Here is a 16834-nt window from a genome sequence, read left to right on the forward strand (position 1 = left end):
TCATTGTTTATTTGTCTTCAAAAATATAAGAAAGCACCTTCACGACTTGATCGACGTTCTCGACCGTTACATTTGCTTTCCTTGATAACTCTTTAAGCGGATGATGGAGTTCTTTTGGTCTAACAAGAATAAGTGGTTTTCCTAGCGTAACCGCAGCACTCGCATCCATAGCTGTATTCCATTGTTTGTATTCCTTGCCAAACAACGCTACGACAATATCAGATTTTTGCATTAACACTTGTGTTCTTAAATTATTGATGCTAGAAGCTGCCTCATCACGAAAAATCTTATCTGGTTGCTCACCTAAAATTTCTTCTCCAATCATATCTGAACGATCGTGATTTTCCATGGGACCTACAAATTTTAGTGGTAAATCAAGAGATTTTGCTTTCTCTTTAATCTCCTCGCGCCAATTGCTATGAATTTCCCCAGCTAGATATATAGTTAATTCCAAAAAGAGTCCCTCCTGTCATAGATTAATTCTATCTTATCATTTCTCTCTAGAAACCTTAAGTGATAGGGCCCCCCTAAAACTGGTTTGAATCCAGTTCATACGCCGCTAAACCCCCTCCGCTTTTCTATGTCTAGCTCCGGGTGCTCAGCGTCTAGTGAACTTCACCAACCCTCCTTACGATAAGTCAACATCGATTCACTAGCGTTCATCGTGTTTCCTTTATCTCATACGGTTTGGCTCCAGTTCATACGCCGCTAAACGAGCCCCCTCCGCTTTTCTATGTCCAGCTCCGGGTGCTCAGCGTCTAGTGAACTTCACCAACCCTCCTTACGATAAGTCAACATCGATTCACTAGCGTTCATCGTGTTTCCTTTATCTCATACGGTTTGGCTCCAGTTCATACGCCGCTAAACGAGCCCCCTCCGCTTTTTTAGTAAATTGGAAAAATTCCAGGGTTGTCAGATGTTTACTAGGCAAGGTATGATAGAAAGGGTGACATAGTTCCTAGCAAGGAGGAAAAAAGTATGAGTAAGCACTTAAAAGCAGTAATTGGTCTTATCACTGCGCTATTATTACTCAGCGGGTGCTCCGCTTCCTTTGATGAAGAACAAGATGCAGCAAAGCTTGCAGTTGAGGAAGCTTTTGATGAAGAACCTATTAAGCCTAATAAAGATAGTGAAGTAATTAACTTTCATATACCATTTGGATTTGAGATAGAGGAAGAAACACCAAACAATGTCCTATTAAAAAATGGATCTAAGAATTATATCTTATTTTATAACCAGCACGAAGGATCAGATAGTCAAGTGGTCTACAACTCAACGGTACAACAAAACGAAAAATATGATGTAAATGAGACATTTACGAAGGATAAGAAGTTTGGGTATATTCTAATTAGAAAATTAGATGATGATTTAAACTCTCTTACTGTTGGAATTGGTGGAGTTAAACTTACCACAGAAATTAAAACAAGAAATCTAGCATCAGAAGCTGAAATTATGATGGATATTGTAAATTCAGTGAAGCTACAACAATAATGAAGAGTGAAGATGATTTGTTCATCTTCGCTCTTTTTTTGTAATAAAATAAGTTTTTGAATCTAATACATATTTGTGTCGCAAAATAAGAATTCAACCATGATGTAAAATGTTTCCCTTTCTGCCAATAGAAGATTACAATAGACACATAACAATTGTCTTGACACATGTAAGAATAAAGGGGGATAACCTATTATGAAAAATTTCTTAAATAGAAAAGGTGTTACACTTTCACCAAAAGTTTATTTTATTGATGCTTTAAGTGGAATGGCACTTGGACTCTTTTCATCCTTAATTATCGGCTTGATTATAAAAACAATTGGAGACAGAGTGGGGCTTCCATTTTTTACTGAGATGGGTACTCTGGCAATGGGCTTAATGGGACCTGCAATTGGGGTTGCGGTTGCCTATGTACTTAAAGCACCACCTCTAGTTATCTTTTCCGCTATTGCAAGTGGTGCGGCAGGAGCTGCACTAGGAGGACCAGCTGGAAGTTTTATTGCTGCGCTAATCTCAACGGAAATAGGAAAATTAGTTAGCAAGGAAACCAAAATTGATATTATCGTCACACCATTTGTAACCATTTTTACTGGTTATACAATTGCCGCAACCATTGGACCTGGTATTAACTACCTCATGCAGGGTCTTGGAGATATTATTATGTGGGGAACAGAACAAAGACCGATCATCATGGGGATTGTCGTTGCTGTTTTAATGGGGTTAGCTTTAACAGCTCCTATTTCAAGTGCAGCTATTGCGCTTATGCTTGATTTACATGGTTTGGCCGCAGGTGCTGCAACCATAGGATGTGCTGCACAAATGGTTGGCTTTGCAGTAAGTAGCTATCGCGAAAATAAAGTAGGTGGCTTGTTTGCTATCGGTTTGGGTACTTCTATGTTGCAAGTTCCGAATATTGTAAGAAACCCGCGGATTTTAATTCCGCCAACTGTAGCTGGAGCTTTGCTAGCACCATTAGGAACAACTATTTTACTATTAGAAAATAATGCTGCTGGCGCAGGGATGGGTACAAGTGGTTTGGTCGGACAAATTATGACTTTTACTACCATGGGCTTTGGAGGAGACATTTGGTTTAAAGTGATTCTTTTGCATTTCGTTGGACCTGCAATCATAAGCTTGTTATTATCTGAATATATGAGGAAAAAAGGATGGATTAAGGCAGGAGATATGCTAATCCAAACAGGAGGAGAACAAAAATGAAAAAGCTTGAATCGATGGAGCAATTTCAGCAATTACGCGACCAAGGAAAACATATCTTTATGTTTTCGGCTGATTGGTGCCCGGACTGCCGTGTGATAGAACCGATTTTACCGGAAGTAGAAAAAAAATATCAGGACTTTACATTTATTTATGTTGACCGTGACCAATTTATTGATCTTTGTGGTCAATTAGATGTTTTTGGAATCCCGAGCTTTGTTGCTTTTGAAGATGGAAAAGAGCTAGGAAGATTCGTGAGTAAAGACCGTAAAACGCAAGAAGAAATTGAGGAATTTATTGAAGGTTTAAAATAAATGGAACCGATTACCCCCTCTTCTTTGAGATGAGGGGGCTTTTCATGTAAAATGAGAACCGTACATCCCTAAAAGGAGGGGCTATCATGAAAATGGATAGTAAGAGAATGAAAAGTGAACTTGAAAAAAGGTTATCAAATTCAAATCGAACTTTTACCTATGATCGGAAAAAGGACGAGTTAAGAATTGAGAATAAACAGTCTGGTAAAGGAATAACGATTGCTTTACCAGGAATTATTGCAAAATGGGAAGAAAAAAAGGATCAAGCTATAGATGAGGTTGTTTACTATGTAGAACAAGGTCTTCAAGCTATGGAAAATGATTTAACGATGACAGGTGAGGAAAAGCGGATCTTTCCGGTTATTCGTTCTACATCTTTCCCGATAAAGACAAATGAGGATATTCCTTTCGTTTTTGACGAGCATACGGCAGAAACGAGAATATACTATGCGCTTGATATGGAAAAAACCTATCGCCTAATAGATCAAAAGATTTTGGAAAAAGAAGGTTGGGACTTAGAACGAATCCGTGAAATTGCGATGTTTAATGTTAGATCCCTCCCAACAAGCATGAAGGAAGATCAAGTAGCCGGCAACACGTTCTATTTTTTAAACAGGAATGATGGGTATGACGCTAGTAGAATTCTGAATGAGTCTTTTTTGAAAAAGATGGAGTCACAGCTTACGGGTAAAATGGCAGTAGCTGTACCACATCAGGATGTGTTAATTATAGCTGATATTCAAAACGATACAGGCTACGACGTTCTGGCACAGATGACTATGAGCTTTTTTGCTAGCGGACGTGTTCCTATCACCGCACTATCCTTTTTATATGAGAACGGTGAGTTGGAGCCAATTTTTATATTAGGGAAAAATAGAAAAAAATGAGTTAGAGGGTCACCAAAACAAGGGTGATCCTTTTCTTATTTCAATTTATTATTCAGTTATTATGAAAGGTTCAATAGCCTTAAGAGAAACTGGAGTATATCGTTAAAAAGTAGCATTCTATTATTTTTTATCGAATTTTTATGAATTACTGATAAAATAAGAGAGAAAGAAGTAGGGCTGTTTTTATTTGGATTGTCGTTCTTCAGTCAGCATGTAGGATCGTCATCATTAAAGTAGAGGAAGACTGTTTGAAAATAGCTAAGTAGAAAGAGTGATTAATTTGAGTTGGATGAAAAAGATACTAGGAAAATTTCAAAATAAAGATAAGTATGATGAAACCATAGATATAAGCAGTGAAAGTATTAAGGAAACTAAGTATTCAACCCCACCGCGTTATAACGATCAAAAAGATGTAGATGCGAAAGTGCTATACCAGTATCCAAAAGGGCAGTTTCGCTTTCCATTAATTCCTGATGAGCAACCAAGAGGAAGAGAAAGGTCTTCTAGAGCGCATCAGGTAAAGGATCAAGCAGGTGATTTAGAACAGAGGAGAAAACCAAAAGTAATCAGGCAGGATTCTGGTAAGAAACCAGCTCCATCGAAGACGTCGAAGGAAACCAATATAGAAATCCCAAAAAAGAAAGAGAATAACTATTCTAAGAGACCTTTTCGTCCTACTGAAATACCTTCACCTATTTTTGGGTATGAGCAAAGGCCAAGAAAATCGGATATTGTGGAATATGAATTAGATGAATTTATAAAAACACCATTCGAACATGGAGAAGACACTTTAGAAATACATAATGATTCAAACCTTAAGCAAGCGGTAAACCCTGTTACTGTTCAGGGGGGATTTGAAACTAGTTCAGATGAATTCGTTGATAGCGAGTACCATCAGGACAAAGAAACTTCTGCTCAAGACTTAATTTCTAGTCCCTCTAATGAATTCTCAACCAAACGAGAGATTATGGAGGATAAACACTTTATTCAAATGGAAAACCAGGGTGATTTAACGGAAATTCATAAAGAGGACATTTTCACAGATTCTGTTGTACTAGAAGAACATCATCTATCAGACGAGCTTGATAGACAAGAAGATGACTTTGAAGAAACAGATTTGATAGAAGATATTAGTCTACAGATGGAAGATGAAGATCTTACTATTAAAGAAGAAGCATATGTCCTTTATGAAGAGGGAGAATTGTCTATTCAAGAAGAAGTAAATGTCCTTTATGAAGAAGATACTGATAAAGAAAAACTTCTCCCCGAGGAAAGCATAGAAGTAGATTCCTTGGAAACCCAATCAGATAATGAAGTAGTTTTGAATAATGTTAACCAAGAAGAAACTGCTATTCAGCAGAATGATGAAACAACCTCCCAAGCAAAAAGGTCACATATTCCGTTTAATGTTCTTATGCTAAAACAAGATAAATATAAGCTTGAGCAAAAATTGAAAACTAGGGTAGAAGAAAATAATGTTCAAGAGTCTATTAATAACCCGAGAGAACAAACGAATGAATCTGTGAATCAAGCCTGGAAAGAAGCGGCTGTTTCCATTCAACAAGAAGATGATTTAGAAGAAAACGAAACAAATGAGTATTATGTTTTCCCTTCTCAAGACTTATTAAAGCCATCTGTTAATCAAGATATGAGCACCGAATGGTTAGATTATCAGAGACAGCTACTGAATGAAACGCTATTGAACTTTAATGTACGGGCTAATGTAGTGAATGTCACTCAAGGTCCTTCAGTTACAAGATTTGAGGTTCAGCCAGAACCAGGTGTAAAGGTAAATAAAATAACCAACTTAGCGGATGACATTAAGCTTAGTCTTGCAGCAAAGGATATTCGGATTGAAGCACCTATTCCAGGGAAGCACACAATTGGGATTGAAGTACCGAATCCTCAAAGCAGACCTGTTTTTATTAGTGAGATCATCAATAGTCCTGAGTTTCAAGATCAACCCTCATCATTAACAGCAGTACTTGGGTTAGACATATCAGGCAAGCCGATTGTAACGGATCTAAGAAAAATGCCACATGGCTTAATCGCAGGTGCTACAGGTTCAGGTAAAAGTGTATGCATAAACACCATATTAGTTAGTTTACTTTATAAAGCAAATCCAAATGACGTAAAGCTATTACTCATCGACCCGAAAATGGTTGAACTAGCTCCTTATAACCAAATTCCACATCTCGTTAGTCCTGTTATAACGGATGTTAAAGCTGCAACAGCAGCGTTAAAATGGGCAGTGGAAGAAATGGAAAGACGCTATGAGTTGTTTGCTCATACAGGTGTAAGAGATATTACTCGTTTCAATGAGCTTGCAGAAAGTCATAAGCAATATTCAGATAAGCTACCTTATATTGTGATTATTATAGATGAGTTGGCAGATTTAATGATGATGGCACCAGGGGATGTTGAGGAAGCCATATGTCGCATCGCTCAGAAGGCTCGCGCATGTGGAATTCACTTAATCATTGCGACCCAAAGACCTTCCGTTGATGTTATTACAGGCTTAATTAAAGCAAATGTACCAACAAGAATCGCGTTTTCAGTTTCATCCCAAATTGATTCACGAACCATTATTGATATTAGTGGTGCAGAAAAGCTCCTTGGAAAAGGAGATATGCTGTTTTTAGAAAACGGCTCATCAAAGCCAGTAAGACTTCAAGGAACTTTTGTTTCTGATGAAGAAATCGATGCTGTAGTAGCCCATGTAAAAAGGGAACAAAAACCACAATATTTATTTGAACAAGAGGAGTTATTGAAAAAAGCTCAAGTAAGTGAAGAAGAAGATGAGTTATTTTTAGAAGCATGTGAGTTTGTCGTTGATCAAGGTGGAGCATCTACGTCAAGTCTTCAGCGTCGCTTTAAAATAGGTTATAATCGTGCTGCCCGTTTGATTGATATGATGGAAGACCAAGGCTTCATTTCTGAAGCAAGGGGCAGCAAACCTCGGGATGTGCTGATTACCGAATCAGACCTTGAATCAATACAAGACACTAGTACTATAAATTAATACATGGTATTCTTTACTTGCATGTTTTTCATACTAAGGATATAGGCAAACTGTATTCCTCGAATTAATCTCAAGTACTTTAATGCTTGTAAGGAGCTTTAGAATGAAGGAAATTGAATTAAAGTTACAGGGAAAAATTAAGCGACTAACGAACGAAACATTCAAGTTCGATGAGCGTGTCCGAGACGGCTGGTTTTCTGCTGTATACTTTTTAAAAACGAGAGAAATCGTAAAGAAACATAAAGAAAATAATATAATTACCATGCAATTTTTCCAAAAAAGTAGTGGAGTCCTATGTGGTACGGACGAGGTAATTGCCCTACTTAAAGAATTTGCTGATAATCCAGATGAGCTTGAAATTTACTCTTTAAAAGATGGAGACAAAATAAGCCCTTTTGAAACTGTACTAACAATTACGGGTTCTTATCAAAATTTCGGCTATTTAGAAGGGATTATTGATGGGATTTTAGCAAGAAGAACTTCTGTTGCCACCAATGTATACAATGTCGTCAAGGCTGCCAGAGTTTCAGGAACTCAAAAACAAGTAATCTTTATGGGTGACCGAGACGATCACTATATTACGCAGGCTGGGGATGGCTATGCAGCGTTTATCGGTGGTGCTACAGCTCAAGCAACTCATGCCATGAACGAATGGTGGGGCAAAAAAGGGATTGGTACGATGCCACATGCCTTAATACAGCTTTTTAACGGAGATGTTGTAGCGGCGGCTAAAGCTTATAAAGACACCTTTCCCGAAGATGATCTAATTGCACTTGTGGATTATAACAATGACGCCATTAATGATTCATTGAAAGTTGCTAGAGAATTTGGCTCGGAGCTTAAAGGTGTTCGAGTAGATACATCTAGGATGTTAATTGACCAATATTTCTTAAGAAATCAACACGTACTAGGAACATTTGATCCGAGGGGCGTTAACGCAGAGCTAATTTTTGCTCTTCGAAATGCATTAGACGATGAAGGGTATAATCATGTGAAAATCGTTGTTAGTGGTGGTTTTAATGAGACGAGAATCTTAGAATTTGAAGAGCAAGGTGTTCCTGTCGATATGTATGGGGTGGGAAGCAGTCTTCTTAAAATCAATATTGGTTTTACAGGGGATAATGTACTAATTAATGGAGAGCACGAAGCAAAAGCAGGAAGGAAATATCGTCCTAATCCTAGACTAGAAAAAGTAGAATAGTTGGAATGAGTATGGAACGTTCAATTTTAAATATTTCAGCTTATCGAGATAAGAAGCAGAATCAAGGAGAATATAATGCTAAAGGCTTAATCCGAAAGGTGATGGAGTTTACTGAAAGAAACGCTAATATACGCGAAAAAGTTAGGGCAAGAAACCTTTTTCGAAACCTAATTGGTCTTTCAGAGGAACAAATATTTTCTCCCAATCAGGAAAAAGCTTTTACGGAGTGGTTTCTTTATGATTATCAAACCATTCAAGGTTTAACCATGTTTAGTTTATTTTTGAGAAAGTATCATCAACATCTAACAGAGCCCGAACTTATACAAGGGGCTCTCTTTTTAACCTCCGTTTTTGAACCTGTTCAAATCGAGGAGATTTACCCTGAGAAAAATGAATTGTTTGTATCTGAGGTTTTTTCAGGAAAACAATGTTTACTGTTTTATGAAAAAGCTGACTTTTCATCCATAAGTAAGGGTGACCTATATTTCGTCAGAAAAATCTCCATTATCAAAAGGGACTTGGTAATTGGAAATATGTATAGGGTAAACGATAAGAGTGTTCTAGAACGGTTAGAAAGAGAGTATGATATGACAGTAAAAGAAGATCAACCAAGTAGCTGGATGACCTTTTTAAAAAGAACAGCAATAAAATTTCTGTTTCATACATAATATTATGTGCATTTTAAGTGAATAGTTTTTATATATAAAAAATGTTATAATGTGTGAATATGATGATGACTACAGTTACTTAATATATGATTTTTTGCTATGAACTGGCGATTTGTTTACATAGTAACCTTGTTTCATTTCCCCTTTAGTGAGTCACAGTTGTGGGAATTTGGTAGGATGAGTTCATTAAAATAGCAAAAGTAGATAAATGTCATATACTGTGTTAGAGATAGACGATGGTTGGAGGTTCTTTATATGACTATTTACCATTTTGTGGGTATAAAAGGGTCTGGAATGAGTGCTTTAGCACAAGTTCTTCACGATATGAATTACGATATTCAAGGGTCAGATGTAGAAAAAAGGTTCTTTACACAGCTAGCCCTTGAAGAATCAGGTATTAAGATCCTTCCCTTTCAAAAAGAAAATATAAAGCCTGGGTTAAGCATCATTGCAGGAAATGCTTATCCAGATACACATGAAGAAATTGAAGAAGCGATGAAATTAGGTCTGCCTATCGTTCGATATCACCGCTTTTTAGGCGATTTTATGCAAAACTTTACAAGTATAGCTGTAACGGGTGCTCATGGTAAAACATCGACTACCGGTTTGCTTTCCCATGTCATGGGAGGTGCAAAGCCAACTTCTTATCTAATCGGGGATGGTACTGGTAAGGGAGAGCAAGATGCGGAGTATTTTGTCTTTGAAGCATGTGAATACAGAAGACATTTTCTATCTTATTTCCCAGACTACGCAATCATGACAAATATTGATTTTGATCACCCTGATTATTTTGCAAATGTAGATGATGTGTTTTCAGCCTTTCAGGAAATGGCCTGGCAGGTGAAGAAAGGAATTTTTGCATGTGGGGATGACGAGCACCTTCAAAAGATACAAGCAAAGGTACCTGTACTATTTTATGGATTCGGTGAGGATAATGATTTCCAAGCTAGGAATATCGTAAAGTCTACAGAGGGTACAACATTTGATGTATTCGTAAGAAACACGTTTTACGATTCATTCTCTATCAGAAGTTATGGAGACCATAATGTATTAAATGCACTTGCTGTTATAGCAGTCTGCCATTATGAAGAGATTGGCTCGGAAATAGTAAAGGATCAATTATTAAGCTTTAAAGGTGTCAAAAGGCGTTTTACAGAGAAAAAGATTGGCACTCAAATTTTAATTGATGATTATGCGCATCATCCTACTGAAATAAAAGCTACAATTGAAGCGGCAAGACAGAAATTTCCGGACAAGAATATTATTGCGGTGTTCCAGCCTCATACATTTACACGGACACAAACATTCTTAAATGAATTTGCCGAAAGCCTAAATTTATCCGATAAGGTTTACTTGTGTGATATTTTTGGATCGGCTCGAGAGAATCACGGGAAGCTTTCAATTGAGGATTTACGTGAAAAAATTGATGAGTGTGAGATTATCAATGAAGAATCTACATCTGTTTTAGCGAAGCATGAAAATAGTGTGATTATTTTCATGGGCGCTGGGGACATTCAAAAATTTCAAGATGCTTATGAAAAGTCGTTACAATAAAAATAAAAGGATGCAGCTTTTATAAGCTAGCATCCTTTCCTATTTACTTAAGGTTTTCTGGGTTTAAAGCATCTAATTCAGGAAGAACAAAACGCCCATCCTTACGTACTAGTACATCATCAAAATACATTTCTCCCCCACCGTAATCAGGACGTTGGATGTTTACCATGTCCCAGTGAATGTTGGAGTGGTTTCCATTAAATGCATTGTCGTAACATTGACCCGGTGTGAAGTGGAAACTTCCGTCAATTTTTTCATCAAAAAGGATGTCTTGCATTGGATGTAGGATATAAGGGTTTACACCAATGGCAAATTCACCTATATAGCGTGCTCCTTCATCTGTATCAAAAATCTTATTAATTCTTTCTGTGTCATTTGCTGTTGCTTCTACAATTTTTCCATCTTTAAACGTTAACTTAACGTTTTCATATGTAAAGCCTTGATACGGAGAAGGAGTGTTATAAGTAATTACACCATTTACAGAATCTCTAACTGGTGCCGTGTACACTTCTCCATCAGGGATATTCATTTGGCCAGAACACTTGATGGCTGGTATATCTTTAATTGAGAATGTTAAATCTGTACCCGGCCCTGTAATTCTCACTTTATCTGTTCGATCCATTAAACTTACTAGACTGTCCATTGCCTGATCCATTTTCCCATAGTCCAGATTACATACGTTAAAATAGAAGTCCTCAAATCCTTCTGTGCTCATTTTCGCAAGCTGTGCCATAGAAGAGTTTGGATATCGGAGTACTACCCACTTTGTTTTAGGTACACGGATATCACGATGTACTTTCTTCCCAATTGTAGAACCATGGATTTTCATTTTATCAGCTGGAACATCTGCATGCTCGTTAATGTTATCACCAGAACGAAGACCTATGTATGCGTCCATTTTACTCATAACATTTGCTTCAAAGTCCGCAATCATATTGAATTGCTCCTCTTGTGCACCTAATAAAAGAGCACGGTCTACTTGGTGATCTTTTAATAGTACAAAAGGGTAGCCTCCTGCTTCATATGCTTCTTTTACTAAAGCATTAACTAGCTCTCTTTGAAGACCAAAGTTCTCAATAAGTACTTTTTCGCCCTTCTGAAGACGAACAGAATAGTTGATTAGATTTTTTGCTAATGTAGCAATACGGGGATCCTTCATGACCTTTTCCCTCCAAAAAGTTTTAATAATTGAAGATTATAGATACTTACTAACAAGAATTTTAAATTTCGTTAAAATAATCCAAAACTCTTCATCAACCACTATACTATTGTAACCGAATTTTCTATTTATGTTGAATACAATTAAAAACTATTAACCAAAGACTGAAATCTAGTCATTATTTATGTTAATATTTTCTTATCAATGAATTTTTTTCTTAATTAGGTTATGAGATTAAGTTATATGCCTAAAAATATGTTTGGTAGATTGTCTAATAGGGTAAATAAAATACATACGGAGGTGCTTTTTCTTTGGAAATTATTCTTTATTTAAGTGCAGCTTTAGCTGCTATTGCATTTTTTATTCTTGTCATTTATTTAACGAAAACACTAAAATCTCTTCAGGTTACGTTAGATAGTGTCTCTAATACTTTACAAGGCCTAGAGAAACAACTTGATGGGGTAACTCGTGAAACGACAGATTTATTACATAAGACGAATCATTTAGCAGATGATATACAGAAAAAGTCGGATCGTTTAAATACAGTTGTAGACGCTGTAAAAGATGTCAGCACGTCTATACAAAAATTTAACCAATCCATTCAAACGATTACAACTTCGGTAAATCGGAGTGTAGAGCAGAATAAAGATAAGGTTTCACAGGTCATTCAATGGAGCAATGTTTTGCTTGAGCTAAAGGATAAATGGAAGGCTAAAAAGAAAGAAGAGCATATAGAGGAACCTGTAATTAGGGAAAGAAGTAGAGGAAGAGAATAAAAGGAGGAAAAACAGATGGAAAATGAAGATCGTAAAAATCAAAATGACAATATTAATTCAAAAGACTTTCTGATAGGTGCTTTAATTGGCGGAATTGTTGGAGCAGTATCAGCATTAGTTTTTGCTCCAAAGTCAGGAAAGGAAATTCGTAACGACTTAAACTTACAAGCCACTTCTTTAAAAGAAAGAACAGATAAGCTTAGAGAGAATGCTAAGGTTAAAAGTACAGAGCTCACAGAGGTGGCAAAAGAAAAAACTAGTAATATTGGTAGCATGGTATCAAAGCAGTCTTCAGAGTTATTAAATAAAGTAAGAGTTGGAAAACTATCAGAAGAGCTATATGAAGAAGAAGCTAATCGTACAGCTCCAAAAAATGTTGAGGACCTTAAAAGGAAATTAGAAGAGACAAAGCAAGCTTTTGATGAAACGGAATCTCGATTAAATCAATAGATGGGGGATATAGAACCCCCCCTAATCACTTGTGATGTTGCTACAGGAGGTAAGTTGATGAAGAAAATTGATAGTGTTGAGCAGTTTGATCAAGCAGTTAATGAAGGAGAAACGATTTTTATTTTAAAGCACTCCTTAACATGTCCTATTAGCCATGCTGCCTATGAGGAGTATGAGAAGTTCGCTAGTGAACACTTACAAAATCATACATATTATTTAGCTGTTCAAGAGGCTCGTCCTCTATCCAATCACATTGCTGAAACATTTCACATTAAGCACGAATCACCTCAAGCGATTCTGTTTATGAATGGAGATGTAGTCTGGCATGCATCACATTGGAAAATTACATTTGAATCACTAGAGAAAGCTTTACAGGAAAACCAGCAATAAATAAAGAAGGATGACCATTGCAAATAAAGGTCATCCTTTTCTTATCTTACTATTATGAATAAGTAACTGGCCAAACTAGCTCCAGTTTGTCACCTGGTTCAATTTTATCGTAAAAAGTTGTTTCTTCTTTGTTTTTCAATAGGATAAAGCTTCCATTTGCCTTTTGTGGCATTGTAATTTCAACTTCCTTAAATAAATCTTGAAAAATAAATGGTTCCAACCTATTTTGAGAGATAATGATTTCTTCACCGTCTTGAATCAGATCCTCTTCTGAAAGGACTTGATCTTCTCGTTTAAACACAGTAATGGTCTTAGAAAGTGTTAACTCTTTTCCATTAAACGTGATGGGGATGGATTGTTTTAGCATTAAATTCTTTATATCTGCTAGTTCCTTGACGGTTGGATTTCTCTTATTTTCGATGGTTAGATGGTCAAGATGTTCGAAGCTACTTTGTAACTTTACTTCTAGCTGGTTTCGTTTAATTTTTCCGGATAAGGAGGGAATAAAGGTCTCTTTGTTGTTAATTTTTATACGAAATGGCTTAAGCTCTGATTGAAGTTCCACTAATCCTAAATTCTTTAGAAGTTCCTCAATGGTTTCTACCGTTTTCCACTCAATTCGGTCACGATCTTCAATCAATTTATCTGAAGAAACTACAAAATCATTACAAATAAAAGTAGGTGCAATCACATATTTTACCCCATTAATGAACACTTCCTTTGAAGGAATGTCATCGACAAGTTCTTTTATTTGTAAAGTGGTTTTCTCACCATCTAGGCCTTTTTCAACAGTCAGTTGATCTCCGTTACTAATTTGATCATCTAGGGAGCATAACTCTCCATTTTTCCAGAGCTTTGGAGGTTCCCCAAACTGTCCTGGAATCGTAACGTTTTGCCCGTTCAGAGAAACAATCATTGCCATTCCAGGCTTTCCGTATAGTTTATTCATCTTTACTCCTGCAGCAAGTAGGCAATCTCCAACGGTAAGCTTTTTAACCTCAAATAATCTAACTGGCTGCTCATTTACGTAAACCGTAATATACTGAACCGGGGATTTCTGTGCAGCAATGGCAATTCCAATAGGTGTAACCAATTCAGGACCTTTAGCAATTTCTTCAGAAATGGTTAAGGAGGATATTGCATCTATTCCACGAATGGCAACCCTATTTTCCGGCAAATTAAGCTTATCGGCAACCCTTTTGGGAAGCTCCGGTGTAAGGCTTCCTCCTCCTACTAACATAACCGCCTTAGGAGACTTCTGGTTGTTAAGGGTCAAAATCTCATCACAAATAGAAGAAGCCAAACGGTCTAGAACTGGTGATATATGTGAAATAACTTCTTCTTTTGAAACCTCTGTATCGAAACCAAGGATGTCAGTTACTGTAATCGATTGATTGGTATGTAGTTCTCTTTTTGCAATTTCAGCAAGTGGGAAATCAAGTAAATAATGGTCGCTAATGGCTTCAGTTATCTCATCACCGGCAATAGGAACCATGCCAAATGCAATAATCGTTCCCATATCTGTTATGGCAATGTCTGATGTTCCTGCACCAATGTCAACAAGTGCAACATTTAACCTTCTCATGGAAGGAGGAATTAAAACATTGATGGCTGCGATAGGCTCTAATGTTAAAGCATCCATTTCAAGGTCAGCTCTATGAAGCGCTGAGATAAGTGATTCAACAACAACTTTTGGTAAAAAAGTAGCAATAATCTCAACGGAAGCTTCGTCACCTTGTTGGTCAATTAAATTTCCGATTTCTTCACCGTCTAAACGGTAATAAAGTACTGAATATCCGACACAATAATAATAATGACTTTTATCTTGTTCATGTTTTTCAGCTACCGAAGCCTGTGCTTTTTGAACGGCACTTAATTCCAAATGCAAAATGTCTTGCTTCTGCATCATCGGTTTTCCTTTAATATTTACAGCTACTTTTGCTCGTTCTGTTTTTAAAGCTCTTCCAGCTGCAGCCACGCAGACTTTTATTAATGGACCATGTTTTTTCTCTAGTTCTTCTTTAATTTCAACAATAATTTTTGAAACGGATAAAACGTCATGGATTTGCCCATCTAACATCGCTCTTTCCGAATGCTCTATGGCTAACATATCAACAACATGAAAGGTTTCACCGTTTTCCTCAAGAATAATTCCGACTACCGATCGGGTTCCTATATCAAGAGCAAAGAGTTTTTTATTTTCCTGCAAAAGAATTCACCTTCTTTAACTGAGGTTCATATGATAAAAAATACACTTTAATACTTAAAAGCGTTTAATTAATAAAGAAAAATGCGTGACATGTAGAAATAATTCATATATAATAACTCTAATTCTATAGAAAATGTATCATATTTTATGAAGTCGATAAAGAAGAATAAGAGTATTCTACTCATTAAATGAGGAAGAAGACGCCAAAATGACTTTTTTCGGCTAATTCAATATTCGAAGGGACGGGAAGAGATGAGTAATGTAGAACTAGATCAACTGCGAAATCGGGTTGATGAACTAAATGTAGAGCTTTTGAAACTAATTAATGAGAGAGCTCGGCTCGTCCAAGAAATCGGGCGAGTAAAAGAGACTCAAGGTGTTTACCGCTATGACCCAGTACGTGAGCGCTCAATGCTCGACCTTATTAAAGAAAACAATGATGGCCCTTTTGAAAATTCTACCGTTGAGCATATTTTTAAAGAAATCTTTAAAGCGGGACTAGAGTTACAAAAGGATGATCATAGAAAAGCTCTTCTAGTTTCACGTAAGAAGAAACCGGAAGATACTGTGGTAGAACTTAAAGGTGAAAAGTTAGGTGCTGGTAAACCTCAATTAATTTTTGGACCTTGCGCAGTTGAATCTTATGAACAAGTAGCAACGGTTGCTGAAGCTGTTAAAGCAAAAGGTTTAAAACTACTTCGTGGCGGTGCTTATAAGCCTAGAACTTCACCATACGATTTCCAAGGTCTTGGTCTAGAGGGACTTAAAATCTTAAAAAGAGTTGCAGATGAGTATGATTTAGCTGTTATTAGTGAAATTGTTAGCCCTCAAGATATTGAGAAGGCTGTTGAATATATCGATGTAATTCAAATTGGTGCCCGTAACATGCAGAACTTTGAGCTTCTAAAAGCTGCAGGAGCGGTTAATAAGCCAGTGCTATTAAAACGTGGTTTGTCGGCTACGATTGAAGAATTTATTAATGCCGCTGAATACATTATGTCTCAAGGAAATGGACAGATTATTCTTTGTGAGCGTGGTATTCGTACGTATGAACGTGCAACACGAAACACATTAGATATTTCAGCCGTTCCAATTCTAAAGCAAGAAACACATTTACCTGTATTAGTTGATGTTACGCACTCAACAGGTAGAAGAGATTTGCTTCTTCCAATGGCAAAAGCTGCTTTAGCAGTTGGTGCTGATGGAATTATGGCAGAGGTTCACCCAGATCCAGCTGTAGCTTTATCAGACTCAGCTCAACAAATGGATTTAAAAGCTTTTGATAAATTCTATAGCGAACTTCAATCATCTGCATTTGCCCGAGTATAATGTCTTCTTATTTGCCAGCTCTTCCCTTTTGGGGAGAGCTTTTTATGTTCGCCCAGCATGGGCGAACTCTAACGGGTGAAAGTCCCGAGTATGACCAAGTAGCGGTAAGTACATAGCTGAAAGCAAGGGTGTCCACGGTGACGTGGAATCTGAAGGAAGCTCGAGGCAA

15 protein-coding genes are annotated in these 16834 nt (G+C 36.9%); 12 read left to right on the forward strand and 3 right to left on the reverse strand.

Annotation, left to right across the window (positions count from 1 at the left end; all coding sequences use genetic code 11):
* Nucleotides 1-7: 7 nt before the first annotated feature.
* Nucleotides 8-454: a YtoQ family protein gene (locus tag ACFYKX_RS22745; protein WP_389363885.1), complete on the reverse strand. Its 447-nt coding sequence runs from the start codon at nt 452-454 to the stop codon at nt 8-10.
* Between the two features lie 524 nt (nt 455-978).
* Between ACFYKX_RS22745 and ACFYKX_RS22750 the strand changes: the two genes are divergently transcribed.
* From ACFYKX_RS22750 to murC, 8 genes are all read left to right on the forward strand, one after another.
* Nucleotides 979-1491, forward strand: a complete 513-nt coding sequence (locus ACFYKX_RS22750) for a hypothetical protein (protein ID WP_389363887.1) — start codon at nt 979-981, stop codon at nt 1489-1491.
* A 195-nt stretch (nt 1492-1686) separates the two neighbouring features.
* Nucleotides 1687-2709 carry a PTS transporter subunit IIC gene (locus ACFYKX_RS22755; protein ID WP_389363889.1) on the forward strand — a complete coding sequence of 341 codons (1023 nt, stop codon included), beginning with the start codon at nt 1687-1689 and terminating at the stop codon, nt 2707-2709.
* A complete protein-coding gene (locus ACFYKX_RS22760) occupies nt 2706-3020 on the forward strand; it encodes a thioredoxin family protein (protein WP_389363891.1) in 315 nt (104 codons plus the stop codon). The genes ACFYKX_RS22755 and ACFYKX_RS22760 overlap by 4 nt, the downstream gene beginning before the upstream one ends.
* Before the next feature lie 92 nt (nt 3021-3112).
* Nucleotides 3113-3907, forward strand: a complete 795-nt coding sequence (locus ACFYKX_RS22765; protein ID WP_389363914.1) for a DUF1444 domain-containing protein — start codon at nt 3113-3115, stop codon at nt 3905-3907.
* 289 nt (nt 3908-4196) lie between these two features.
* A complete protein-coding gene (locus ACFYKX_RS22770) occupies nt 4197-6929 on the forward strand; it encodes a DNA translocase FtsK (RefSeq protein ID WP_389363916.1) in 2733 nt (910 codons plus the stop codon).
* A 103-nt stretch (nt 6930-7032) separates the two neighbouring features.
* Nucleotides 7033-8130 carry a nicotinate phosphoribosyltransferase gene (locus tag ACFYKX_RS22775; RefSeq protein ID WP_389363893.1) on the forward strand — a complete coding sequence of 366 codons (1098 nt, stop codon included), beginning with the start codon at nt 7033-7035 and terminating at the stop codon, nt 8128-8130.
* An 11-nt stretch (nt 8131-8141) separates the two neighbouring features.
* Nucleotides 8142-8798 (forward strand): hypothetical protein, encoded by a 657-nt coding sequence (locus ACFYKX_RS22780; RefSeq protein WP_389363895.1) that lies wholly within the window; start codon nt 8142-8144, stop codon nt 8796-8798.
* A 255-nt stretch (nt 8799-9053) separates the two neighbouring features.
* Entirely contained in the window at nt 9054-10352 is a 1299-nt protein-coding gene (murC, locus tag ACFYKX_RS22785; RefSeq protein WP_389363897.1) for a UDP-N-acetylmuramate--L-alanine ligase, read from the forward strand.
* Between the two features lie 43 nt (nt 10353-10395).
* Here the strand turns inward: murC and ACFYKX_RS22790 are convergent, their stop codons facing one another.
* A complete protein-coding gene (locus ACFYKX_RS22790; protein WP_389363899.1) occupies nt 10396-11511 on the reverse strand; it encodes an aminopeptidase in 1116 nt (371 codons plus the stop codon).
* 311 nt (nt 11512-11822) lie between these two features.
* On the opposite strand from ACFYKX_RS22790, the gene ACFYKX_RS22795 reads away from it, so the two are divergent.
* The 3 genes from ACFYKX_RS22795 to ytxJ are packed head-to-tail and all read left to right on the forward strand — an operon-like array spanning nt 11823 to nt 13127.
* Complete coding sequence (locus tag ACFYKX_RS22795) at nt 11823-12287, forward strand: DUF948 domain-containing protein (protein ID WP_389363901.1); 465 nt, start codon at nt 11823-11825, stop codon at nt 12285-12287.
* Between the two features lie 15 nt (nt 12288-12302).
* Nucleotides 12303-12737, forward strand: coding sequence for a YtxH domain-containing protein (locus ACFYKX_RS22800; protein ID WP_389363903.1), 435 nt, complete (start codon nt 12303-12305; stop codon nt 12735-12737).
* A 57-nt stretch (nt 12738-12794) separates the two neighbouring features.
* Entirely contained in the window at nt 12795-13127 is a 333-nt protein-coding gene (ytxJ, locus tag ACFYKX_RS22805) for a bacillithiol system redox-active protein YtxJ (protein WP_389363905.1), read from the forward strand.
* Between the two features lie 52 nt (nt 13128-13179).
* Here ytxJ and pilM read toward each other — a convergent pair whose 3' ends face one another.
* Nucleotides 13180-15336, reverse strand: coding sequence for a pilus assembly protein PilM (pilM, locus tag ACFYKX_RS22810; RefSeq protein ID WP_389363907.1), 2157 nt, complete (start codon nt 15334-15336; stop codon nt 13180-13182).
* A 252-nt stretch (nt 15337-15588) separates the two neighbouring features.
* Here pilM and ACFYKX_RS22815 point away from each other — a divergent pair, with 252 nt between their 5' ends.
* Nucleotides 15589-16665 (forward strand): bifunctional 3-deoxy-7-phosphoheptulonate synthase/chorismate mutase, encoded by a 1077-nt coding sequence (locus ACFYKX_RS22815; RefSeq protein ID WP_389363909.1) that lies wholly within the window; start codon nt 15589-15591, stop codon nt 16663-16665.
* Nucleotides 16666-16834 lie beyond the last annotated feature (169 nt).

It is taken from the genome of Cytobacillus spartinae (assembly GCF_042865285.1).
Taxonomy (GTDB): Bacteria; Bacillota; Bacilli; order Bacillales; family Cytobacillaceae; genus Robertmurraya_A; species Robertmurraya_A spartinae.